At 61.1% G+C, this 21269-nt stretch carries 27 protein-coding genes; 18 read left to right on the plus strand and 9 right to left on the minus strand.

Annotated elements, in window-relative coordinates; all coding sequences use genetic code 11:
- Positions 1-460 precede the first annotated feature (460 nt).
- From HFK18_RS07335 to HFK18_RS21790, 10 genes are all read left to right on the plus strand, one after another.
- Positions 461-748: a hypothetical protein gene (locus tag HFK18_RS07335; RefSeq protein ID WP_141134224.1), complete on the plus strand. Its 288-nt coding sequence runs from the start codon at positions 461-463 to the stop codon at positions 746-748.
- Between the two features lie 678 nt (positions 749-1426).
- Positions 1427-1789 (plus strand): hypothetical protein, encoded by a 363-nt coding sequence (locus HFK18_RS07340; RefSeq protein WP_152543236.1) that lies wholly within the window; start codon positions 1427-1429, stop codon positions 1787-1789.
- Positions 1790-1987: 198 nt separating this feature from the next.
- Positions 1988-3637, plus strand: a complete 1650-nt coding sequence (locus tag HFK18_RS07345; RefSeq protein WP_180165439.1) for a lytic transglycosylase domain-containing protein — start codon at positions 1988-1990, stop codon at positions 3635-3637.
- A 3-nt stretch (positions 3638-3640) separates the two neighbouring features.
- Positions 3641-6043, plus strand: a complete 2403-nt coding sequence (locus HFK18_RS07350; protein ID WP_180165441.1) for a hypothetical protein — start codon at positions 3641-3643, stop codon at positions 6041-6043.
- A 234-nt stretch (positions 6044-6277) separates the two neighbouring features.
- Positions 6278-6964, plus strand: a complete 687-nt coding sequence (locus tag HFK18_RS07355) for a hypothetical protein (protein ID WP_180165443.1) — start codon at positions 6278-6280, stop codon at positions 6962-6964.
- A 247-nt stretch (positions 6965-7211) separates the two neighbouring features.
- Positions 7212-7505, plus strand: a complete 294-nt coding sequence (locus HFK18_RS07360) for a DUF5681 domain-containing protein (protein WP_099843815.1) — start codon at positions 7212-7214, stop codon at positions 7503-7505.
- Positions 7506-8133: 628 nt separating this feature from the next.
- Entirely contained in the window at positions 8134-8715 is a 582-nt protein-coding gene (locus HFK18_RS07365) for a Panacea domain-containing protein (protein WP_180165445.1), read from the plus strand.
- 20 nt (positions 8716-8735) lie between these two features.
- Positions 8736-9137 (plus strand): hypothetical protein, encoded by a 402-nt coding sequence (locus HFK18_RS07370; protein ID WP_180165447.1) that lies wholly within the window; start codon positions 8736-8738, stop codon positions 9135-9137.
- A gap of 666 nt (positions 9138-9803) precedes the next feature.
- Positions 9804-10418: a hypothetical protein gene (locus HFK18_RS07375; RefSeq protein ID WP_180165449.1), complete on the plus strand. Its 615-nt coding sequence runs from the start codon at positions 9804-9806 to the stop codon at positions 10416-10418.
- Between the two features lie 845 nt (positions 10419-11263).
- Positions 11264-11809: a hypothetical protein gene (locus HFK18_RS21790; protein ID WP_257216086.1), complete on the plus strand. Its 546-nt coding sequence runs from the start codon at positions 11264-11266 to the stop codon at positions 11807-11809.
- Positions 11810-11882: 73 nt separating this feature from the next.
- Here HFK18_RS21790 and HFK18_RS07380 read toward each other — a convergent pair whose 3' ends face one another.
- On the minus strand, positions 11883-12443 hold the full coding sequence (locus HFK18_RS07380; RefSeq protein WP_152543234.1) for a hypothetical protein: 561 nt from the start codon (positions 12441-12443) through the stop codon (positions 11883-11885).
- 19 nt (positions 12444-12462) lie between these two features.
- Positions 12463-12858 (minus strand): helix-turn-helix domain-containing protein, encoded by a 396-nt coding sequence (locus HFK18_RS07385; protein ID WP_180165451.1) that lies wholly within the window; start codon positions 12856-12858, stop codon positions 12463-12465.
- A gap of 74 nt (positions 12859-12932) precedes the next feature.
- On the opposite strand from HFK18_RS07385, the gene HFK18_RS07390 reads away from it, so the two are divergent.
- Positions 12933-13340 carry a DoxX family protein gene (locus HFK18_RS07390; RefSeq protein ID WP_033832305.1) on the plus strand — a complete coding sequence of 136 codons (408 nt, stop codon included), beginning with the start codon at positions 12933-12935 and terminating at the stop codon, positions 13338-13340.
- A gap of 74 nt (positions 13341-13414) precedes the next feature.
- On the plus strand, positions 13415-13804 hold the full coding sequence (locus HFK18_RS07395; protein WP_033832304.1) for a VOC family protein: 390 nt from the start codon (positions 13415-13417) through the stop codon (positions 13802-13804).
- Positions 13805-14273: 469 nt separating this feature from the next.
- On the opposite strand, the gene HFK18_RS07405 is transcribed toward HFK18_RS07395, so the two are convergent.
- The 4 genes from HFK18_RS07405 to HFK18_RS07420 all read right to left on the minus strand — a co-directional run bounded on the left by HFK18_RS07405 (position 14274) and on the right by HFK18_RS07420 (position 17402).
- Positions 14274-14642: a hypothetical protein gene (locus tag HFK18_RS07405; protein WP_180165453.1), complete on the minus strand. Its 369-nt coding sequence runs from the start codon at positions 14640-14642 to the stop codon at positions 14274-14276.
- A gap of 264 nt (positions 14643-14906) precedes the next feature.
- Positions 14907-15215: a hypothetical protein gene (locus HFK18_RS07410; RefSeq protein ID WP_257216087.1), complete on the minus strand. Its 309-nt coding sequence runs from the start codon at positions 15213-15215 to the stop codon at positions 14907-14909.
- Between the two features lie 36 nt (positions 15216-15251).
- Positions 15252-16322, minus strand: a complete 1071-nt coding sequence (locus HFK18_RS07415; protein WP_180165455.1) for an acyltransferase — start codon at positions 16320-16322, stop codon at positions 15252-15254.
- 165 nt (positions 16323-16487) lie between these two features.
- A complete protein-coding gene (locus HFK18_RS07420) occupies positions 16488-17402 on the minus strand; it encodes a LysR family transcriptional regulator (RefSeq protein WP_180165457.1) in 915 nt (304 codons plus the stop codon).
- Between the two features lie 124 nt (positions 17403-17526).
- Here HFK18_RS07420 and HFK18_RS07425 point away from each other — a divergent pair, with 124 nt between their 5' ends.
- The gene (locus HFK18_RS07425) at positions 17527-17904 is read left to right on the plus strand and encodes a nuclear transport factor 2 family protein (protein WP_180165460.1); all 378 of its coding nucleotides are present in this window, start codon (positions 17527-17529) and stop codon (positions 17902-17904) included.
- A 58-nt stretch (positions 17905-17962) separates the two neighbouring features.
- Here the strand turns inward: HFK18_RS07425 and HFK18_RS07430 are convergent, their stop codons facing one another.
- Both HFK18_RS07430 and HFK18_RS07435 read right to left on the minus strand, forming a co-directional pair.
- A complete protein-coding gene (locus tag HFK18_RS07430; RefSeq protein ID WP_180165462.1) occupies positions 17963-18283 on the minus strand; it encodes a hypothetical protein in 321 nt (106 codons plus the stop codon).
- 169 nt (positions 18284-18452) lie between these two features.
- Positions 18453-19094 carry a glutathione S-transferase family protein gene (locus HFK18_RS07435; RefSeq protein ID WP_180165464.1) on the minus strand — a complete coding sequence of 214 codons (642 nt, stop codon included), beginning with the start codon at positions 19092-19094 and terminating at the stop codon, positions 18453-18455.
- Between the two features lie 30 nt (positions 19095-19124).
- Here HFK18_RS07435 and HFK18_RS21795 point away from each other — a divergent pair, with 30 nt between their 5' ends.
- Positions 19125-19610, plus strand: coding sequence for a hypothetical protein (locus HFK18_RS21795; protein ID WP_240196587.1), 486 nt, complete (start codon positions 19125-19127; stop codon positions 19608-19610).
- A 17-nt stretch (positions 19611-19627) separates the two neighbouring features.
- Here HFK18_RS21795 and HFK18_RS07445 read toward each other — a convergent pair whose 3' ends face one another.
- Entirely contained in the window at positions 19628-19930 is a 303-nt protein-coding gene (locus HFK18_RS07445) for a hypothetical protein (protein ID WP_089237115.1), read from the minus strand.
- A 170-nt stretch (positions 19931-20100) separates the two neighbouring features.
- On the opposite strand from HFK18_RS07445, the gene HFK18_RS07450 reads away from it, so the two are divergent.
- The 4 genes from HFK18_RS07450 (at position 20101) to HFK18_RS07465 (ending at position 21226) form a co-directional block, all read left to right on the plus strand.
- The gene (locus tag HFK18_RS07450) at positions 20101-20325 is read left to right on the plus strand and encodes a hypothetical protein (RefSeq protein WP_180165466.1); all 225 of its coding nucleotides are present in this window, start codon (positions 20101-20103) and stop codon (positions 20323-20325) included.
- Between the two features lie 97 nt (positions 20326-20422).
- Positions 20423-20680 carry a hypothetical protein gene (locus HFK18_RS07455; protein WP_257216088.1) on the plus strand — a complete coding sequence of 86 codons (258 nt, stop codon included), beginning with the start codon at positions 20423-20425 and terminating at the stop codon, positions 20678-20680.
- A 43-nt stretch (positions 20681-20723) separates the two neighbouring features.
- Positions 20724-20939 (plus strand): hypothetical protein, encoded by a 216-nt coding sequence (locus HFK18_RS07460; RefSeq protein ID WP_180165470.1) that lies wholly within the window; start codon positions 20724-20726, stop codon positions 20937-20939.
- Complete coding sequence (locus HFK18_RS07465) at positions 20927-21226, plus strand: hypothetical protein (protein WP_180165473.1); 300 nt, start codon at positions 20927-20929, stop codon at positions 21224-21226. The genes HFK18_RS07460 and HFK18_RS07465 overlap by 13 nt, the downstream gene beginning before the upstream one ends.
- The last annotated feature ends 43 nt before the right edge of the window (positions 21227-21269 follow it).

Raw genomic sequence — 21269 nt, forward strand, 5'->3', positions numbered from 1 at the left:
CCTCAGGAGAACCGAGCTAGGCAGGCCGAGAGAAACATCGCTCGCTACGGCTGTAGGTCCCATTACTGCAAGCTGACCCCAGAGCAAGCGGTAGCGATACGCGACAGCGTAGACACCATTCCCTCGAGGGTGTGGGCCAAGCGACTCGGGGTAGCGCCTCGCACGGTGAACCAGATCCGCACCGGCCAAACCTGGGCGCATCTCCCTAGCGTGCGAGCCGCGAAGGTGCGGCCCAAGAACACCTGATTGGCTTCCCACCTATGCCCTTGGGGGGTGTATGCACAGTTTCAGCCAAGACCCAGCCAGCAGGCCGGCTGGGCACGGAGTTGCTATTCCCGGCCGGCAACAAAACAAGCAGCGCCACCAGAGATTGAAGGGGCGGGGTAAGGGAGCGCCCTTTCTTTCAATCCAGCACCAGATCTCGGACTCCGAAGAGTTTGGCCTTCTTTCGGGAAATGCGGTGAAGCTGCTGCTTGAACTTGCTCGTCAGTACCGTCCGGGTAGGAACGGGGATCTCAGTATTCCTTGGTCCATGCTTTCCAAACGAGGATGGCGGAGCAAGGCAACGGTTCAGGCAGCAAAAAGAGAGCTGCTGGATGCACGGTGGATCCTTGAGACTCGCAAGGGCGGCAAGAACATGTGCAGCCTGTTCGCGCTCACCTATTACGCGATTGACGAATCAGAAAAGCACCTTGAGCCATCGACTGTGACAGCGCCCAATCACTGGAGGCGAAATCACAATGGGTAGTCGCTATGTGGGCCAACTAGGTCGCTATGTAGGCCAACTCTCGAAACAGCTGGCCCGCATACAGACCTACGAGGTCGCTATGTGGGCCAGTCAGGGGGTTATCCACAAGCCTTCGAGGTCGCTATGTGTACTCCCTTATAGATATCTACCAAGCGCAGCGCGCTCTTCACCGCTTCAGATCTTCTTGAAGCCTTGGCTTGAGGGGGGCGCCCCTTGAACCAGTCGGCACAGTACCGAGCCCGGTCCAAGCAGGTGCAAGCCCCGGAAGCTCCCGGTCTTGCCAAGCCTTGGACAGAGGGTTCGATCAACGTGGATCGAGCTTCTAGGGCATTGGCTGCTGCATTCGGTTGTGGGCCCTGCATGGCGGTGTCGTGGCAGGCGTCGTGGGTGGAGTCCTTGCCAGATGAGGATGGGGCCTTTGATCCCGATGGGCTCGCTATTCACTCGCGAGGAAGAGTGGTGCAGGACGCTAGGAGATATCTCCCCTCACATGCAGCCTCCAGGGCTATCGCACTGCGCGGCATCCGTGCGGACGCTCGTTCCTTGGCGGAGGACTTTGATCGCAAGGCGAACATGCGTGCCGACGCGTGCGCCACGCGTGTACGACGGGTGCGACGTTGGGACAACCACAAGTTTGCGGGCACCGTAGTCATCCCTGCTGTGAGGCCGGTACGCCCTGTGCTGCTGGCGCTTTCCGAGGCATCACTTGATGGCCCGCTCGAAGCTTGGCTGATGGTCTACGCCGCTCAACGGATGGAGTTCTGGCCCAAGGTTGAGATGTACCTGTCTGCCATGGGGCACAGGCCGGAAGTGGCGCGAGAGGCGGCGGCCAAGCTTCTGAAGCCTAGGGAAGCTCGAAGCTATAGAGATGGTGCGCGTTCGTTCCGAATGCGAGAGTCCACGTATCGAGAGCTGGTGTCCAAGGTGCAGGCCATCCTCTGGGACTGGCTGGAGCGAGCCTGCTACGCGCTACTGGAGGAGTTGGGCGAGAGCAGTGGGTGGGAAGTCGGCGAGGGGAAAGCGCTCGATCTATCGATGTGAGAGGCGGGAAAAAAAAGCCAACCCTTTCTGCTGGGTTATTGCTCGACGACTTGATCGCACGGGAGCGATTTACACCCGCCAAACGCCTTAAGTAATAGGGGCTCTACTACCCAAGGGCGGGCTCCTGGCGGCGACCACTTCGGTGGCGCCGCCTCTCCCCCTATGGCGCGATAGACGCCTTGAGTACAGGACAACCCAATGACCTTCAAACTGCAGAACTTTCTGGGGCGAGTCACGCCCGGTTGGCAGAACCTCAACGACCAGGACCGAAGTGCGATAGCTCGGCAGGGCCTGCTAGCCTCCGGCTTGGCACTGCTCAGCGCCCGGAACGGTGGGAACTTCGGGGCGTCCCTCGCAGACGGCCTCAAATCTGGCCTCCTTGCTGTTAACGAGGGTGTCATCGATACCGAGAATGCCCGGTACAAGAACGACATCCTGGCTCGTACTCGTCAGGGGATGGAGCGTAACGCGGCCATCGAGCAGGCTCAGAAAGGCGTGCTGAATCCTGATGGATCACTCAATGAGGACTCATGGAGTCAGTGGGCGAGTGTCGATCCGGTGGGTGCACAAGAATTTCGCCAGAAGGCGAGCCCAAGGGCGAAATGGGAACCTACACAGATTGGTTACCGAGATCCCAAGACGGGTAGGGATGGCCTGCTGGATGTGTGGATCAACAAGGACACTCGCGAGGTTCGAGACCTGCAGAACAACCCGATCAGCAGTGGTCTGCTCGCCCCCGATGCAGTACAGCCACAGATGCCGAAGGCTGGGCTACTGGGCGCCGATGTGCTGGCGGGCCTTGAACAGGCTGTGATGCAGGTCGAGTCGGGCGGCAATCCGGCTGCGGTGTCGTCCAAGGGCGCCATGGGCACCATGCAGACGATGCCCGGCACTCTCCGAGATCCGGGCTATGGCGTCACTGCTGCCCGCGATCAGTCACCGGCTGAGATGGAGCGGGTGGGCAAGGACTATCTGCAGGCAATGCTCCGCCAGTACGGTGACCCGCGCTTGGCCTTGGCCGCCTACAACTGGGGTCCGCGCAACGTTGATCGTGCGATGCAAGCGCATGGCGGCAATGTGGACGCGGTGCTTGCCAGTGCCCCGGCAGAGACCCGCGCGTACGTGCCCAAGGTGCTTCAGCGCTCTGGCACGCAAACTGCGGCAGCACCTCAGATCGGCTTTCGCCCGACAAAGGAGCCGAGCCAAGCAGAGCGACAGGCACCCTCTGGATATCGGTATACCGCCGATGGCGGAAGTCTTGCACCAATTCCTGGCGGTCCTGCAGATCGAAAGAATAACCCCGCCCCTGGCGACCTGGCGCAAGCTGAGCAAGCGCTGCGAAAGGAGTACTCCTCGCAGATCAAAACTCCGCAGACAGTTGTTAACTCGTACCGGCAGATCGAACAGGCAGCCACCAACCCCTCTGCGCAGAATGACTTGGCATTGATCTTTTCTTACATGCGCATGCTTGATCCCGCGTCTGTGGTTCGGGAGGGGGAGTTCGCCACGGCACAGAACGCAGCCGGTGTACCGGATCAGATCCGAAATGCCTACAACAAGGCAATCAACGGTGAACGGTTGAACCCCGAGCAGCGAACGGGCTTCGTCAGCTCCGCAAGGGGGTTGCGAGACCAGGCCCAGCAGCAGATTGACGCGTACCGGGAGCAGTACTCCGGATTGGCAAAGGAATACAACTACTCGCCAGAGCGCATCGTGGGCAGGGACTCGTCGTCTCGCAAGGAAGGCCAAGTGCCCCCGGCAGCTGTGGACTTCCTCCGAAAGAACCCGAACATGCGCGCGGCCTTCGAGCAGAAGTATGGCGTCAGCGCTGACGACTACCTGAGGTAACCAATGGCGAAAAATCCATTCGATCAGTTCGATGGCCCCGTGCAAGACCTAGCTAGCCCTGGCCAGAACGCCTTTGACCAGTTTGATCAACCCGATGACATTGTGACGCTCCCAACCGTGCAGGCGGTGCGACCCGACTTCAGCGATGTGACCTCCAGCTGGGAGAGCACTGCTGACCAGCCGGGCACTGCAGTCGGTCGGTCGCTGGGCGAATACGGAGGGCGGCAGGTACTGCAGGGTGTCGGTGGGCTGCTGGGCGCCATTGGCGGCGATGCGTTCAATCACTACGTCGTAGATCCGATTCGGCGACGGTTCCATGTGCCGACTGAAGGAGACATTGCAGCCGGTCGTGATGGCTTCGTTCCTACGGCATCCTACCGTCAGATCGGCGAACAGATTGCGGATGACCTTGGCATGCAGCGGCCCCAGACAAAGGCTCAGCGGATCGTCTCTGACATCGGCGAGGGCTTGACCGGCACTGCTTTGACGCTGGGAGCGGGCACCGCCGCGAGTGGCGGTCGCGGCCTCACGCAGGCTGCTGGCGAGTTCTTCGCTGCCAACCCGGTCCTACAGACTGCAGCCACAGTATCTGGTACCGGGGCTAGTTCCGCCGTCCGAGAGGCTGGTGGCGGGACCGCCGCCCAGATCGCAGCAGGTGTCGTTGGCGGTTTCGCGCCGGGCACCATCTCGGCACTTCCCGGTATGCGTAGCGGGTTCGTCCCGCAGACGGTTGCAGATATGACACGGGGAGCTCTCAGAGGGCGTAACGCTGCCGGTGATCGAGTGACTGCCCAAGACATCGATCGAGCGATCACTGATTTCGCCGCTGCAGGGACCACACCGAGTGTTGGGCAGGCGACTGGTGGCCGGCTCTCCCAAGCTATGGAGACGATGCTTGGCAATGTGCCCGGTGGCGCTGGCCCGATTGCACGGCTGGGGGCCAAGCAATCCAGTGCTACTGGCCAGGCAATTGAGCGTTATGCGGAACAGCTTTCCCCACGCGGGCGGCCTATGAGTCCCGAACAGGCCGGTAGAGCTGTCCTGGAGGGTGTTGAGGGCAAGAGTCCGGTGGCGTTCGTTCCAAAGACAGCGAAGAAGGCTGATGAGCTATATGACCGGGTATCCCAGCAAGTTGCGCCGGGTACGCGGGTTCAGGTCGAGAACACCAAGCAGGCACTGTCTGATCTCAATGCTTCCATTGAGGGGGCGCCAAACGTTGCCAAGCTCTTCCAGAATGCGCGAATCCAAGGCATTGAGTCTGCGCTAGCTAAGGATATCGGGGGGGCGGAGGCCGCCCTGCAGCGCCCGGATGTCCGCCAACAGGCGGACACACTTAGGCAGCAGCTCAACGCGCAAGCGGATCAGGCGCGGGCGGAGAACATGCGTCTCCAGACATTGGGAATGCGTGCCTCGCAACCCGTCGCGAGTCCTCGGCAGATTGACGAGCAGGTCAAGACGGCAATCGCAGGGATGGCGGACAACCAGATTCCGTACGAAGCTTTGACCAAACTGCGGACGCTTGTGGGCAAGGAGTTAGACAACTACTCCTTAGCGGATAGCGTGCCACGAGACAAGTGGAAGACGCTCTACGGAGCCCTCACGCGGGATATGGAGGCGGCCGCTACGGCTCCGGAGGCGCAGCAAGCCTGGAAGCGTGCAAATGCCTACTACGCGGCCAGGAGCAACCGTATCGATTCCATCGCACACGTGGTGGACAAGAGTGGCGGCCCAGAGGCCGTCTACAAGGCCGCGTTTGGCAATACGAAGGAAGGGGCCACGACGCTACATGCAGTGATGCAGTCCCTTCCGAAAGATGCGCAGCGAGAGATGTCAGCTTCCTTCATTCGCCGAATGGGGCGGGCGACGGGCAGCCAGCAGAACGCCGATAGCGACGTCTTTAGCATGGAAACGTTTCTGACCAACTGGGCGAACATGAGCCCGGAGGCTAAGCGGGTGTTGTTCGACCGCCATGGGATGGGCTTCCGTCAGGATATGGAAAAGATCGCTCGCATGACTGACAGAATCCGGCAGGGGAGCGCGGTGTTTCGCAACCCGTCTGGCTCGGGGCGGCTGATTTCGCTCATCACCCAGTCGGCAGGTACAGCGAGTAGCGCAGCGAGTGCACTAGCGGCAGGGAGTCCGCTGCTCGCGGCGGGGATCGTCACCAGTTCCGCCCTGCTGGCCGCAGCGTTTAACGGCCTCGGTCGCTTGATGACCAGTCCGGGCTTTGTGCGCTGGGTGGCCCAGAACGGAGAGAAGCCGGTCGGGGAACTGATCTCTCAGGTTCAAACGCTGCGTCGTATTGCCGACTCGGAAGGAAACGACGACGTAGCGGAGTTTGCGGATCAGCTTGAAGCTACGAAGCGGCCGCAAAGCCAGAGTAGGCAAGCACTACCAGCGCGATAAGCAGCACAGGGACCGCAACAAGCAGCGAGACGAAGGCCAGCCCGTAACGGCCGTCCTTTCGATCATCCATTTGCTGACTCTCCTCCCAGGACTTGGGGAGGGAGTAGCGGGTCTTCTTCCAAGCATCCATCGAAGTCCATCCGCAGGAAGGCCGGGTCAGCATACACCTGGCTTGTCGTCTGGGATCTCACAAAACCACATGAAGGGGGCGGAATCCGCGCCCCAGGAGAGCGTATGACTGATTCAAGGGCTACGGCCTTTTTTAAGGGGGCCGGTAGGCGGATCGCCAATGGCGCCATCCCGGGAAACGTCTTCGACAGTCGCGGCAACTACATGGGCAACGGTGGACGGGCAGCCGTCGCAACTGCGCTGAAGTTCGCCGCTGGCCTGTTCGGCGGGGCGCCTGCGGCACAGCTGGCAGACAGGGGGCTGAGCGGCTGGGTGACTCGTGGAGCGGACTATGGAATCAGTAGGGTGCAGCCCGAGTCTGTCCCGATCTACGGAGCCCCGGCGTCTGCTCAATCCGCTTTCGTCGCAGCGCCGCCCAGTGCCACGCCGAACCTCGGCTTTCCGTCCCAGTCTCCAGGCGGCATGTGGAACGGCTACCTGCAGGGTCAGGGCTCGGCTAACAACTTCGGCAACACGCCGTTTGGGAATGGGATGGCAAGTGTCCCCGGCAATTGGTCTCCGGCCAGCACTTGGGGCCAGGGCATCCAAGAGGGGCAGGGATCGAACCTCAACTTCGGCAACTACTCGCCGGGCGCAAACGCTGCCAGCGGTGGCGCAGGTCGAGGCGGTAGCGCTGGTGCCAACCGTGGCATGCAGGTGGGCAGCTTCAGCCCAAGCAGTGGCATGGGGCCGGGCGGCGCTCGCGGCTCGTTCCAGGAAAGGATCAATCGACGCGGCCTCAACCAGAACTGATGGGTGGCAGAACCGAGGAAGTAGCTATGTCGTCGTCTATATCCCCAGCAGCCGTGAAGGGCATCGCTGCAGTGATGCTCCGAGCCAATGCGGGACAACGTGTCTACCTGGGCGGCCTAGACATCACCGAGATGGCCGCGAGCTTCCTCCAGCGACATGTCGAGGAGGTGGGCTTGGATGTTGCGGACAAGGCCTTCCGTAGGTATGGGCTCACATTGGTAACAACTGAAAACAATAGGTGACAGCTATGGCATTCAAGCCTGGACAATCGGGCAATCCGAGCGGCCGGCCCAAGGTGGATTTTGAGGTGCGTCAGTTGGCGCGGGAGTACGGCCAGGAGGCCATTGAGAAGCTGGTAGCCATCATGCGGGGCGACAACCCTGCTCTGGCTAAGGCGGCCAGCGAGGCGCTGCTGGACCGTGGCTATGGCAAGCCGGTCCAGTCGGTAGGGGTAGACCCTGATTCGGTGCCCGTCCAGGCCATCACCGTGCAACTGGTGGCTATGACGCCAGACTCCGAGCCGGAGGGCGACCGTGGCTGATGATCAAACGCCAATCTCTACCGTAGAAACAGATAGATCCGAAGAGACTTGGGATGGCGTGACCTACGTGGTGTACGCCGCTGAGCGGCAGTGTCTGCCGGAAGATTTCGAGGGCCGAGCGGAGGTGGCCAGGGACGCAATCGGCGAGCCCTGGAGGGCCTACGACCTGCACGACGGGCGGTGCTCTGCTTGGACGGGCGGACACTGCCAATGTGGCCTGATTAGCTGTTTCAGCAATGGCCGGTGGGTGGCTGAGGTGGACATGTTCCATTCGGTCCAGGATATTTACCCCCTTCACTAAGCCCCACACGTCACGCTCTGTGAAGGCGGGTCTCGAATTGGGCTGACCCCGGTTCAGCTTGATAAGTGGTTGGTGGCTATGAATTTGATCAGTTGCCTTCTGCCCGCCCTATCGCCACCCATCTAAAATTTTGTTTTAAATCAACATCTTGGGCGGCCATTCAAGGTTGGCTGGATCCCGCGCGCGCACTCCCTCGATCTCTACGTGTCTCTCAGGTGCTGAGACAACGGTGCTCTACTATTCGCATATGAAAGAGGATGTGCGCAGGAAGCGCGCTCAGCATTTGCGTGATGCAAATGCACGTGTCATCACTTGGAGAACTTAGTCATGGCTACGCAAAAGGCGCTTCACAATTTTGATGTGCCGAAAGCCATTGCAGCAATTGGCATGTTCGTGAAGGGGACCGGCGAAACGCTGTACCCGATCATGAAGATGATGTACCTAGCCGATAAGCGCCATCTGCATGAGTATGGCCGTTTCATCGTGGGCGATGAATATTGTGCGATGAAGGAGGGGCCGGTTCCGAGCCTGTCGTATGACATGCTCAAGAGAGTGAAGGAGGGGGTTGTTAAGGGAGACGCGCTTGATTCGGCGATGCTCTGCTTTGACTACTTGGCCGGCCATCGGATAACGCTTAAGCACGATCCGGATCTTGATGAACTCAGCATCTCTGAACAGCAGTGCATTCAAGCCATCATTGATGCCTATCAGAACGTCGGGAAGTGGGTTGTAAGGGATCTTTCCCATGACGACGCTTGGCGCATTGCTTGGGGGAAAAAGGCAGCTCACGCAAAGCGCGGTGGCTGCATTGAACCCAAGGAGATCGCTCGAACGCTGGATGATGGCGATATGTTGCTTAAACACCTGATGGATAGCCATCCTGGTGAGGCGAATGTTAGGCACGGGTAAGCAGACAGGGCAGGGATGCTATGGCAGCTGCAGTTGGGGACGTTTTTTTTCTTCGGTGTACGCTTTGCAATCCTCCCAAGGACAAGTTCTTTGTTGTCGCGTTGGCGGAGCCGCTGAAGCTATTCCTGATCAATTCTGAAATGACGGAATTTCAGAAGGCTCGTCCGGATCGCGCCATGGCACAGGCCGAAATCGCAGCGGCTGAGCACGACTTTCTAGAGTACGACAGCATCATTGGATGCGACTGGCTTTCGCACGAGTATGGCCAAGACACGCTGGAGCGTGCCTTAGCCAATGACAAGCGCTATCGTTGCATCGGTCGATTAAGCGATGCGGCTAGAAGATCCGTAGCTGCTGCGTTACGGGATAATGTCCACATCCCTGGGAAATGGCTCAAGTTGCTAAAGCAACATTGGCCATAGGCACGGTGTACCACTGAGGTCCGTGCTGCGCCTTGAACTTGCTGAGCTTGGTAACGTAACCGTTACGTCACGCGTTACGTCACCGATTGATAGGGCTACGATGGCCCCTTAGTGCATCTTATGGGCATGCTGTTGACGCAGCTGATCTGTACGCCCCGTGCACCTATTGCGTTCGTCATGCTTGGGCGATGCGTTCGCAATGCGTTCGCATGGTGTTTCCGATGCGTTCGCATCGTTTTCGGATGCGTTCGCACTGGCTACTCCCAATGTGGCCAACGGGGTTCTGTAGGGTGGCGAGGTAACGACACACGCCGGGCAAAAGGTTGCGGCGAATCTAGGTCGGCGTCCCGATCTGATCTGTGAGCAGCGCGAGCGCTTGCTGCAGGGCCGCCACGTAGACGGCGCCACCGTCCCCGGAGTGCTTCTCTGCAATCCCGGGAAGCAACTGCGTCCAGACGCGGCAAAGCTCTCTTCCGGTCTGGGATGGGTAATTACCGCTGCACGAAGTCCGTACTCGAACGCCTTCAGGTAGCCGCGATGGGCCTCCAGGGACGTCTCGCAGGCGTCAAGGCGCTGCAGTATTTCGGCGATTGCTTCTGACATTGGCGTCTCTAGACAGGTGGTTGCGGAGCGGAGATAGTCGGCGCGGGCCCACGGATTCGCGCTATGAGCATCCTCAACGTTTTGCTTAGCCCTGACCACCTAGTCGTGGCGGTCGATACCCTGGCGGAAGATGCCCACACAGGTGCCCATTCTGCCGGCGCTAAGCTGCTGCTGATCCCCCAGCACAACCTAGTGCTGGCGACGCGCGGCTCTGCCCAGTTCTTCCTCCGCATCTACGAGTTGGCCCTGCAGGCCAGCTTCCGCGCGGACTTCACGATGGAGCAACTCTCCACCGAGCTGGGCCTCGTGATTGACCAGCTGTGGCCGAACTACGAGAAGGCGGTAGCCGAGGCGGGTCTTCCGCGCGAGCAGCTCGGAACCGAGTTGGTGTTGGGTGGTTGGTCGCCGAAGAACGGCCGGATGATGGCCACGGCGTATGCCAAGAGCGACAGCCAGCGCTTAACCATGGTCCAGCCGATCGTGGGGCAGCTGGCATCGCCTGGCGAGCCCCTACGGGCAGCGACTCCAAGCATGGTGCAGGTGGATCTGATGGCCCATGCGCGGTTGCAGGCCGGCTACCTCAACGAGCGGATGGGGCGGCAGGTGGCTGGTGGACGGTTGCTGGTGGGGTTCCTGCAGAAGAGCCAAGCCGTCGTGAAGGACCTCGGGGCGATATGAAATTGGCAGGGGTTCTAGGCAAGTGTCCCCGCTTGCGCGGGGACTGTTGGCTCTGAAACTGTCAGGTGTCCTGCGTCAGTCTACTGCTGGCAGTAGAACTCGGCTGAGACTTCGTTGACCCGGTCATAATAGTCATTGGGCATGTTTCCGTTGCCGGAATAAACGAGTTCTGCGCGCCGCATGTAGCTGATGGCGTAGGTACCAGGCACGTTACACGTTGCCGGAATTGCTCCAGTGTAGGTTTGGCCGCCGAATGTGTGCGAGTACTCGGTGCAGGAGTAGCCCCCACCAAGATTTTCGGGTTCGGGTCTGCAGTAGCCAAAGCTTCCCCCCATATTTTGCGCCCAGCCCGTGTTCGCGTCAGACGGGCACGAGCCAAGACCTTCCGGACCCCAATCCCCGTAGGTGTAGAGACCGGAAGGTCCTTCCACTCCGCCTTGGCACGTGTTGGTCCACGAGACGATGTAAGGCGCGACACCCTCGGTATCTAGCAGGAGCACGCGGCCAGTTTGAACCCACTGGCCTGCGAATGCATTTTGGGCAAGGCCGACTGACATCAGGCAAAGGGATGCGCCCAGTAGTGAGCGGCGAAGGGCTGAGCGGGCAGTTCTGACGTCGTTTCGCTTCGAATTCACTTCCATCTCTCCATGAGTAGGGTGGTAGTGCTGCACTGCCCGCGCACGGTCGCAACACCCCGGCCTCGGTTCAATCGGAAAACCGCCCAGAACGGCGTAGGTAAAGGCCCACGGTGGCCAGCTATGTGACGCGTGTCGAGGTGTGAGCGATTCAGGTAGGTGGCTGGCGCGTTCGCAGCATCTGCGACGGCCAGCCGTATCCTTCCGGCCATGCTTCCCTCGCACGGCTACCAAGGCTTTCGCTCTGCGCCACCACCCTCTGGCTGGGTCCAGCTGAGGGATACCTGGGTGCTGTGGTGGAGCGGCCGGCAGATCGCCCAGGTTTCGCCAGCGAAGGAGCGCGGGGTGCGTGTGCACCTCGATGCCCGGAAGATGTGGCAGACCAAGGATGCATGGGCGGCGAGTGTCGACCAGGGCAAGCGCTACGCCGAGCGGTGGTGCGCGGCCAGGCTCTACCCTGAGATGCGCCTGCGAGCCGCTGTGGCTAGGATGGTGGACGACAGCCCGAGGGAGCCTTTACCTCCGCCGCCCGGCCTGTCGCCGACACCCGAGCAGTTGCAGCAGGCTCGCCGCTTGGCCCAGGCCGGATTGAAGGAGCTGGAGCGGGTCAAGGAAGCCCTGAAGCCACGTCGGCCGCCAGCGGTGACCAAGCCCAGGGCGAAAGACCCGATGAAGGCTTGGGTAGGGGCGGGTAGAGCGCATCAGAGGGGACGGCAACCCGGCTCCCAAGTGGCACCGCGTGGCTTTTCCACCTGATTGGAGGGCGCCAGAACGATCTTCGGTGTCGGACGAACCGCCCATGCACGCGGAAGAGTGCATCCCCGGCCACTTAGATGGTGTAAGTGTGCCGTGTGTAGGCCCCGGTTCCTCCCCAGCGACTTTGGAGCGCTACCGCCGCGCGCCAAAGCTCCGTGTAAGGGACGTGGTGCACTTGGGCAATGGCAGATTCCGGGAAGAATGGATGATCGAAGAGGTCGACACTGATCTCTTGCTCCCACAGGACTCGGAGGTCGTTCTGAGCGTAAGCGATCCCAAGTTCACGAAGCGCTGCCAAGGTCGTCTCGATAACCACTCCGCCGTCTGAGTCGGACTCGTCTAGCTCATTCAGCGCGAAGAACGTAGCAACGGTCCTGTCGCTGGTGAAACTCAACCAGCTCTGCTTGTAGCGGGAGGAGTCAATCGCCGTGAAGGTCAGAGCATTCCGAATGCAGCTTGTGACGTAGACGTCAGTGGATCCCGCAGAGATTTCCGTATCTCCCGCATGGAACTGTGCCTCGCGTTCCGTGCCTTTTCGCGCAATGCCTTGACGAGTTTTCCACTGTTGAGAGGTCATGCCGCGATAGATCTTCAGGGAGGTCGCGTCATCTTGATCGGCGGAGAAATAGATCATGTGCGTCATATCGAGGCGGCTAGGTGGCAGATTGGCCGTTTGGCCTGCGGCCTCTCCCCGTCGGCCTTGGGGGGATGCTTTTCCCATACTCAGCCCACCATGCCATCAACGCCTCCATCGTTGGACCTAGTCCGCGAGCCTTGTCCGTCATTGCGTATTCCACACGGGGCGGTATCTCCGCGAAGACTGTGCGGGTTACTAACCCGTCGTCTTCCAGCTCCCGAAGCTGAGCGGTTAGCATGTGCTGCGTGACGCCTGGGATCGCCTTTCTAAGCTCGCCAAACCGATACACGCGCTGATTAAGATGCCACATTATTTCCAGCTTCCATTTGCCAGAGAGAAGGGCGAAGGCGCGGCGCATTTCCTCGTGCATGTTCACTTCATCTGCATTGGTATTGTTTTTAATACTAGGCATGACGAATTCATCCTACTTGCGATGACTGATGTTGTCTCGGATGCTGAGCATACCCCAGCGATCCGACGTGACCTATGTCAACCTCAATCATCTATTGGACTAGTACCGCGCTACTGAGCGCCCTCTACTTCTCATCGGCTGCCTTGTACTTGGTGAAGCCGGTCTTTGTGCGTGAGGCCCAGGCGCGGCTCGGTTACGCGGCGCCTTACCTTGTCCCGCTCATGGTGGTCATCAAAGTGGCGGCACCGATGGTGATTCTCTGGCGCTTTAGCGTTCCGCTCAGCGATCTCGCCTATGCGGGAGTCCTCTACCACCTGGGGCTCGCAGCAATCGCCCATATAGGCGCGGGGAAGTTGAAGGATTCCGTGCCTGCCCTAGTGGGTCTTGTGCTGCTTCTCACCTCGTTTGCCACGCAGAACGCGGTGCGGGAGGGGGTGTCTCCATACGCACTGACGCACATGTCCGCCAATGCGCGCGACTAATGAATTGCTGCGATTCGGCTACTCGGCCAGATCTAGGCGACTACTCCACATCAACGTTACTTTAGGCTGACAACGTGATCGATCATATCTCCGTAACCATGTCCGACTATCGAGCGGCAGTGCATTTCTACGATGAGGCACTGAACGCGCTCGGCTACGCAAAGCTCTTTACCTCGGAGACCGACAAGCTCACAACGGTCGCTTATGGGAAGGACGCACCCATGCTGTGGATCAGCGCAGGACCGAAAGCCGCTGGCGCTGTGCACCTCGCATTCCGGGCGCAGAGCAAAGCAGCGGTGGATGCTTTCTACGCGGCCGCGATGGCAGCCGGCGCTCGCGATAACGGCCCGCCTGGATACAGGTCACAGTACTATTCCGGCTACTACGCGGCCTTCGTGCTAGACACGGATGGGAACAACATCGAAGCCGTGTTCCACGACTCGTCATTCTTGGGCTCCCACTGACATATAGCTCGCGAGTGGTATAGCGCGGCTTTCCCACCGGATCGGACGCCAGAACAACCTCTGGCGTCGGACGATCTGGCCCTAGCCGCGAAGGCCTGCAGACGCGCTAGTCCGGTCCCTGGACATTTCCGCCTCACGGACTACTTCCTTTTTCGACGCACAGTCGCCGTCCTGTCAGCGGACTTGGTTCGCTTCGTTGCCAGTAGTTCTGCAATCCGCTCCTCAGCAGATGATGTGAGTGGCTTGGTGAAAGAGACTTTCGGGAGGACCGGCATGGGTGGGGGCACGTACCGCGACCGCTGCCACCATGCCTCTAGATCGGCGGCATGAATTCGATCCGATTTCGCGCCCTGCCCCAGACGCATCGCGGTGAGCTGGCCATCGTTGATCGCCCTACGAAGGGTTCGAGGGTGGCATGCACAAAGCTCGGCCGCCTGAGCGAGTGTCATCAGCTTGTCGGCCAGATCCATCAGCCCTTTCCTCTTCGTTGGTCAAAGCGCCTCAGGCGAGCAAGAGCCTCTTCCACCCGCGCAGACCTTGGAGCCATAGATGGAGTGTTGGAGCCAACACGCCCACGCGTGGTCCAGTCGCTAGCGTTGTGAATAGCCCGATAGAGTTCATTCTTCTCATAGAGCTGCTTGCCCATGAAGTTCCTAGGGACAAGGCCGAGATCGGGAGCGTTCTTCCGGAACTGACCGGACGACACGCCGCAATAGTGCGCCGCCTCGTCAACAGTGAGCCACTCCTTTCCTGAAATATCGAAACGAAGGACCGCCAACTGCTGGCGGAGAGCTTTGATCTCGTCCTGCAGGGAAATGTCGGGTTCAGAGGTGTCCATCTAGATCTCCGCCTACGTGTCCCCGATCACCCTGCCACAGTGCGGGCCGTGCCGGAACCCATGAAATCGGCCAACGGGATTTCAGGGACAGCCGTCGCAAAAGCGAGTCAGTTAGCGAGTCAGTGAGACATGTACGTAAATACATGTGCATTTATATCAATAACTTGTAATTACAATTCGGTTGCTGGTGGGCCACCAAAAAAGGCACTTAGGCTTCTGCCCAGGTGCCTTTTTTGTGCCGCAGGGAAAACTGCACGGGAAGAATCAGCGCTCGCGCGGTTGTTTCACGACTGGCACGTCGTGATCGTAGCGACCCGTAGTGGTTGGCGATTTGTGCCCGGCCGCATCCTGCCTGTCGCCACGGTTGCCCTCGGTGCCGGTAATTTCCCGGTGCTTTCGACCGTGCATCGAGAACCGCTCATCCTCGGCGATTACTCCCTCGCTCATCGCCGTGCGAATGAAGCGTTGCCAAGCGCTGGACATGCCGGTATCGAGATGACCGGTCACTACTTCGACGTAGCCGATCTGGACTGCCCGGCCTGTAACGAACTCCGCGCCTCCGACAAGCCGCATGCGGGCGGCTCATCTTCGGCCTGATCGCCCAGGCGGCTAGCTTGCCTGCTGTCTCCGCGCGGCGCCCCAGCGCTTGGGTAGCGCAAGCAGAGGACGCTCAAGCAGAGCGTGCACGATGTAGCCTGCGACGCAGCAAGCGAACGCGCTTGCCACCACGAACATCAGGTGCCCGGCCCAGCCAGGCGCTGGCGAGAACATTGCCCAGACGCGCCCCATGGCTGATATGACAAAGATGTGGGTCAAGTACAGCGAATAGGACGAATCGCCCAGCAGGGTCAGCCAGCGCGGCGCCTGCAACCCGCCCCTGGCTTCCCAGACAACAGCGCCAGCCAGCAGGAGCACAGCAGCACTGCCAAAGCATGCGACCCGAGTGCCGACCGCCATTGTCGCTGGTCCTGCCTCGGGTAGCGCTACTGCTGCAGACACGGCGACTGCGACGCCAGCGACGACCAACGGCAATCCCAGCCGTGCCGGGATATGACGCCAGTAAAGCCCGAGCAGGGCACCGGCGATGAATTCATAGGTCAGCGGGTTGGTGACAAGAACGTGGGCGGGCGTAGTCGGACCTGGCGGCAACCATGGCGCAACGCCGATGGCTGCTGCCCAGAGCAACAGAAAGGCCGGCACGAAGCGCTCCGGTACAAACGCGATGACACCGGCGAACACCAGATAGAAGTAGGCCTCATGCACCAGCGTCCAGCCCACTGTCAGTACGGGCAACTGGGCGTGAGGAATCAGCAGATAGGAGGCCAGCACGCTCTGGCCGGCATACGAACTGTTCACCATTGAGGGAACCACTGCCATCAGCGCCACGACGAGGGTGGTGAAGATCCAGTACATCGGCAGCACACGCCAGGCACGCTTGACCAGGAACTGCGCACTCGCGCCCGCCTTCGTATAACGACCGGCGGCGATGGTGGTCATCACGAAGCCAGACACCACGAAGAACAGATCGACCCCGGCATCGGCATACCTTGCCACCGCGTCGAGCATCGCCGGGCCTTGCAGGTATTTGATTTCGACACCGCGGAGATGGAACAGAACTACGGCAAGCGCTGCCACGCCGCGCAGGCACTGTAGCGAGTCCATTCGTTGCTGCGTGCCCATTTTTCGCGCTCCATGTGGGGCCGCATGCTACCACCTGACCGCGCCGCACTGCATCGTCAGGACAGGGACGAGCAGCCCGAGCCGTGCTTGAAACGCCCCGCCGCGCCCGCGCCCGCACACTTCAGCGGCCGCGGCAGATTCAAGAAGATTCCCGTGCGGAATCCGTCAGAACCTACCCGCCAGATCCTGATCCCGGAATGCGTCGGCAACGTAGTCGACAAAGACCCGCGTCTTCGGCGGCAGGTAGCGGCGATTGGCGTAGTAGATGGAGATCGGTCCGCCGTCGGCTGACCAGTCCGGCAGCAGTTGAATCAGCTCCCCGCGCTGCAGGTAGGGCAGGGCATGCGAGGTCGCCACGAAGGCGGCGCCAAGGCCGAGAGCGGCTGCTTTGCACAGGCCGCCGGGGTCGTCGAAGATGATGCGCTCACCGACAGGGGACACGGCTTCATTGCCGTGTTCGTCCCGCAGCATCCATTGCACGAGTCGCCCCGTGCGCGTGGAGCGCATGTCGATCAGGTCGAGTCCGGCGAGGTCCTGTGGCGACGCGGGAGGGCGCCGTGCCTTCATGTAGGCGGGCGATGCAACTGCCACGATGCGCACGCGGGCGAGCGTCCTGGAGATGGTGCCCGGAGTCAGCTCAGAGCCTCGCCCTATCGCCGCGTCGTAACCTTCGGCAACCAGGTCGACATGCCGGTTGTCCAGCTGCCAGTCGATCCTGATCTTCGGGTATGCCGCCAGGAAGCCAGGCAGCAGGGGCAGGACGTAATCCATGCCGAACACGCTCGCCATGCTGACCTTGAGGACACCCGAGGGCTCCTGCTGCTGGTCGGAGGCTTCGGCAATCGCATCCTGCAGGCCCTCGAGGTTGGAACGGATCGAGTCCGCCAAGCGCTCCCCGGCTTCGGTCAGTGTCAGCTTGCGGGTGGTCCGGTGAAAGAGCCGGACCGCAAGATTCCGCTCGAGCATCGCGACATTGCGGCTGACCGCTGAAGGCGTCAGCCCCAGCTGCTTTGCGGCCGAGGAGAAGCTTCCCGTGGCCGCCGCCCGGGCAAAACACTCAAGGTTGGACAAGGTCTCCATGGAGGCATTCTCAATCAATCCTCACAAGTGATTCAACCGATTGATGACTACCGGGAAACAGTAGGCGCCCCGATCCTAGCCGTGCCGCCAGACAGGCGGCGCCTCTCCCCATTCTGGATATGCCATGACCACGCAAACGCTTCCGCAGAATCTCACCGAGCAGTCGTCACAAACCCGCATGGTGCTGGACCGGCATCTGGAGGCCTTCCGTCTGGGTGATGTGGACCGGACTCTGGCGGACTACGCGACGGACGCCATCATCATCAATGGGACGGGGTCTGTGATCAAAGGACACGCAGAGATCCACGAGACCTTCGTGCAGGTCTACCGTGACTACTTCCCGGACGGCACGCGCAACATCACCATCGATGAGCTCGCCGTCCATGGTGAGGCCGCCTACATCCGCTGGCGCGCGAAGAACGCGATCATGGCGACCGATACGCTCATCGTCCGCGATGGCAAGATCGTCATCCAGACCTTTGCAGGCCTCTTCAGGGAATAGGCATCGATCAGTACTGGTGCTGGCTTGCCTTCAAGCGATGCAGGCGGGACCGTCGGCATCAATCAAAAACGTAATCCGCTTTGCCCGGGGGCACTTCGACCGCATCTCCACGCCGCACCAGCTCGTCGATATCCACCGCCTGTGCGGCGAGCGCATCGTGCGCGTCGAAGTCCCACTTCTGCCTGTATTCGCGTGCCAGCAGATCGCAGACCGCTTTAGCCTGCTGGTGCGTGTCCATGCTCTCTGCACGATCCATCAGTTGATCGCGGTGGATCTGGCACAGCGTGAGCTGGTGCGCATCTTCGGATCGCTCGCGTTCCCAGGCAATGTCGGGCAGGGCGGAGAGTGCGGAGGCAAGTGCGACGGCAATCAGGGGCATGATCCGGTTCCGGGCAGTGGCGAAACCGGAGCGTAGGCGATGGTGCGTGGCGATGGATATGCAGCGGGATGCACGTTTTACTGGGTGTTCACCATTCGCTGGGGAATGGTTGCAGTGTGCAGATGGCGTTCTCCACGCATGGCGTGGAGCTACTGGAGGCGACGAGGCGCTACTGGTTCTGGAACACCGCCAGCTGCGCTGCGAACGCGCGCTGATACGCCGGCCGCTCCGTTGCGCGGGCGATGTAGGCGGCCAACACGGGATACTCATCGACGATGCCGCTGCTCTGCAGCCGCAGCAGTACCGACACCATCAACAGATCGCCGGCGCTGAAGTCTCCATCCAGCCACGGTGCATCGCCCAGTCGCGCGGACAGCTCCCCCAGCCGTCTGCGCACGCGCTCGTCCAGCATCACCAGCCGCTGCGCATACCAGGGTTGCTCGCGTTCCAGCACCCAGGCCATGGAGCGTTCGACGATTGGCGGCTCAACCGTGTTCAGTGCGGCGAACATCCAGGTGATCGCCCGCATGCGTGCGCTCGCATCGGCGGGCAGCAATCCAGGGTGCTTTTCGGCCAGGTGCAGAACGATCGCGCCTGATTCAAACAGCACCAGGTCTCCATCCTCGTAAGTAGGAATCTGTCCGAAGGGATGCCGCGCCAGGTGTGCCGGCTGCTTCATCTCCTCGAAGGAGAGTAGATGGACGTCGTACGCTACGCCCAGTTCTTCCAGCGCCCAGCGCACGCGCATGTCGCGGGCCAGACCCTGCCCACGGTCCGGGGAATGCTTGAATGCGGTCAGGATCGGGGTCATCGGGTTGTCCATCGGCGATAGCCGACCTGATTGGCCGGCCTTCTCTCAATCGACGTGCGAGAAACCCTGGAATCGACACAGGTGATCGCCCAGCACGCAGGTCATGGCCGGCAGGATGAACGGTTCACGTGGCGCGGTTCGCATGGGATGCGTGGTGACGCGATACTGCCCTTCTGCACACCCTTGGGGAAGTACGTGAGCACGTCCAGACTGCCGAGGATCGTTGGGTTCGACGTGCCGCGCCTTCACCAGCAGGTCGATGCAGCTGCCGATGAAGCGATCACTGCGCTTCTGGACCAGGCGCCCGATGAACAGTGGACTGATCGCTTCCTGCAGCACTGCGCGACGCTGGCGTCGCAGCTTTCATTGGCGGAAGTGAAGGTGGAGGGCACCCGCATCGCCTTCCATGGCTCCATCGCCGATGCGCGTGCCCTGGCCGATGCTGTGATTGCGCTGGTGAACCGCTTGAACGATCAGCTGATGCAGGAAGGCAACCTGCACGCAGGCGAGGAGTGAGCTGCCCGCAGGGCGTGTCAGCCTGCTTGCGGGACCAATGCCGGGCCGGACAGGCGGGCCCAGCAGCCCATCGCCATTTCCGCCGAGCCCGGGTGGCCACGCAGGCTGGTGCGCAGCGCGAGCCGTGACTGCAGGTCGGTGAGCCACGCCGTGCGCGTGCCGTGTGGGTTGCGGACGTAGATGTCGCACGCCAGGCGGATGACCGGTGCGACCTCGTGGCGGAAGTTGATGGCGGGCAGATCGCCGGTCTGGAACGCGGCCTGCCAGTGCTGCAGCTCGCGCTCGACGTCAACGAAGTCCTTGTTGGTGATGCGTTCCATGAGACTTCTCCTGTTGGAACGCCAACGTATACCTCCGCGTGTCAGCACCCTGTGTTGGTGCTGCCGGTCCGTTCATGGTGGCTGTTCATTATTCGCACGATCCGATGCAGCTGCGTAACCGGCCGACGCACACAGTGGCGTTGCAGCAGATCGCTGCGGTGGAGCAAGACATGAACAACAATACGCCGCAAGGCCCGACCGACCGCAACAACGCGCCGACCGATACCAAGCAGGCTGCCCAGCAGGGGCAGACCGATGGCAACGAACTGGGCGGTGACCAGAAGCAGGACGGCAAGCAGCGCCAGCAGGAACAGCAGCAGGATGGGCAACCGAGCTGCCCGCAGAAGTCCGGACAGGAACAGAAGAGCGATCAGGGCCGTGACACTCGCCGCTGACCAGTAAGCAAAGAAAAGGCCGCGCGTTGCGCGGCTTTCCTGTGTCCAACGTTCTGGAAGAGCGCTGATGCCATCCCATGCCCGTGCGGTAAGCCTGATGACGAAGATCATGTACCAGTGCCGACCGGCGAGAACGACGACGATGGCGCGCTGCCGCGTCTGCCAGGCGCCCAGTCCGGGTGGGATGGAGTGCGCGCGCTGCCTTACCGAGGAACTCGGTGGCGTGATCGGTAACCGCGGCGCAGCGGCACGATGGCTGGATTCCTTCCTGAAGGTGCAGCAGGACGAGGCGTTCGTCTTCGTCTGCGCCAAACGGATCGAGGAGACCGCACTGGCGGGTCGCAGTCTGGAGTGACATTGTGCAGGCGTATGCTCGAGTTCCGATGGGAGCGAGCGTCATGTCTTTTCCGATCAACCTCTATGACAGGAACGGTCGCGGGCTTCGCCTTCCCGATGGATGGTGGATCGACCTGTATTCGGACACTCCTGCAGTGGTCAACGGCGCTGTCCGCATCGACCTGCCGGTCTCGACGCGCAACGAGCATCCCGATCTGCAACCTGACGTCCTGAACCGCCTCCGCTGCCGCATTGAAGGTGCGCAATGGCTAACCTGACCTACCATCCGCCGCTGGGCGTGCGCTGGCTGACATTTCGTCTGCGCAACGGCCAGTCCATCGGTCCGGAGAAGCTGCGGGCCGTGTGGTCCGATGCCGCCGAGACCAACAACTGTTCGGTCCGGCGCGAGCATGTGGAAGGCACCGGCTTCGTCTATGCGCTGTACGCCCCCAGCGGGCTGTGCGTTCCGCGCCGCGCGGAGCTGCGCATGCGGCTGTTGCTGGAAGAAGCGGGCTACGCGTTTTCGATGGGCGTGCTCACCGGCAGCCATCCTGCCTACGGTTGAGTGCACGGTGATCTGATTGGCCCCCGAGGTTGCTAGACTGCGC

It is taken from the genome of Stenotrophomonas sp. SbOxS2, from assembly GCF_013416715.1.
Taxonomy (GTDB): domain Bacteria; phylum Pseudomonadota; class Gammaproteobacteria; order Xanthomonadales; family Xanthomonadaceae; genus Stenotrophomonas; species Stenotrophomonas lactitubi.

Bases quoted from the DNA above. Each gene is read 5' to 3' on its own strand.
- HFK18_RS07385 (WP_180165451.1), bottom strand. From the start codon at position 12,858: ATGCCTAGTATTAAAAACAATACCAATGCAGATGAAGTGAACATGCAC.
- HFK18_RS07350 (WP_180165441.1), top strand. From the start codon at position 3,641: ATGGCGAAAAATCCATTCGATCAGTTCGATGGCCCCGTGCAAGACCTA.
- HFK18_RS07465 (WP_180165473.1), top strand. From the start codon at position 20,927: ATGGCTAACCTGACCTACCATCCGCCGCTGGGCGTGCGCTGGCTGACA.
- HFK18_RS07455 (WP_257216088.1), top strand. From the start codon at position 20,423: ATGACGAAGATCATGTACCAGTGCCGACCGGCGAGAACGACGACGATG.
- HFK18_RS07430 (WP_180165462.1), bottom strand. From the start codon at position 18,283: ATGCCCCTGATTGCCGTCGCACTTGCCTCCGCACTCTCCGCCCTGCCC.
- HFK18_RS07450 (WP_180165466.1), top strand. From the start codon at position 20,101: ATGAACAACAATACGCCGCAAGGCCCGACCGACCGCAACAACGCGCCG.
- HFK18_RS07405 (WP_180165453.1), bottom strand. From the start codon at position 14,642: ATGGACACCTCTGAACCCGACATTTCCCTGCAGGACGAGATCAAAGCT.
- HFK18_RS07460 (WP_180165470.1), top strand. From the start codon at position 20,724: ATGTCTTTTCCGATCAACCTCTATGACAGGAACGGTCGCGGGCTTCGC.
- HFK18_RS07360 (WP_099843815.1), top strand. From the start codon at position 7,212: ATGGCATTCAAGCCTGGACAATCGGGCAATCCGAGCGGCCGGCCCAAG.
- HFK18_RS07420 (WP_180165457.1), bottom strand. From the start codon at position 17,402: ATGGAGACCTTGTCCAACCTTGAGTGTTTTGCCCGGGCGGCGGCCACG.
- HFK18_RS07365 (WP_180165445.1), top strand. From the start codon at position 8,134: ATGGCTACGCAAAAGGCGCTTCACAATTTTGATGTGCCGAAAGCCATT.
- HFK18_RS07380 (WP_152543234.1), bottom strand. From the start codon at position 12,443: ATGATCTATTTCTCCGCCGATCAAGATGACGCGACCTCCCTGAAGATC.
- HFK18_RS21790 (WP_257216086.1), top strand. From the start codon at position 11,264: ATGCTTCCCTCGCACGGCTACCAAGGCTTTCGCTCTGCGCCACCACCC.
- HFK18_RS07390 (WP_033832305.1), top strand. From the start codon at position 12,933: ATGTCAACCTCAATCATCTATTGGACTAGTACCGCGCTACTGAGCGCC.
- HFK18_RS07410 (WP_257216087.1), bottom strand. From the start codon at position 15,215: ATGCGGCTTGTCGGAGGCGCGGAGTTCGTTACAGGCCGGGCAGTCCAG.
- HFK18_RS07370 (WP_180165447.1), top strand. From the start codon at position 8,736: ATGGCAGCTGCAGTTGGGGACGTTTTTTTTCTTCGGTGTACGCTTTGC.
- HFK18_RS07425 (WP_180165460.1), top strand. From the start codon at position 17,527: ATGACCACGCAAACGCTTCCGCAGAATCTCACCGAGCAGTCGTCACAA.
- HFK18_RS07355 (WP_180165443.1), top strand. From the start codon at position 6,278: ATGACTGATTCAAGGGCTACGGCCTTTTTTAAGGGGGCCGGTAGGCGG.
- HFK18_RS07435 (WP_180165464.1), bottom strand. From the start codon at position 19,094: ATGACCCCGATCCTGACCGCATTCAAGCATTCCCCGGACCGTGGGCAG.
- HFK18_RS07345 (WP_180165439.1), top strand. From the start codon at position 1,988: ATGACCTTCAAACTGCAGAACTTTCTGGGGCGAGTCACGCCCGGTTGG.
- HFK18_RS07445 (WP_089237115.1), bottom strand. From the start codon at position 19,930: ATGGAACGCATCACCAACAAGGACTTCGTTGACGTCGAGCGCGAGCTG.
- HFK18_RS07415 (WP_180165455.1), bottom strand. From the start codon at position 16,322: ATGGGCACGCAGCAACGAATGGACTCGCTACAGTGCCTGCGCGGCGTG.
- HFK18_RS07375 (WP_180165449.1), top strand. From the start codon at position 9,804: ATGAGCATCCTCAACGTTTTGCTTAGCCCTGACCACCTAGTCGTGGCG.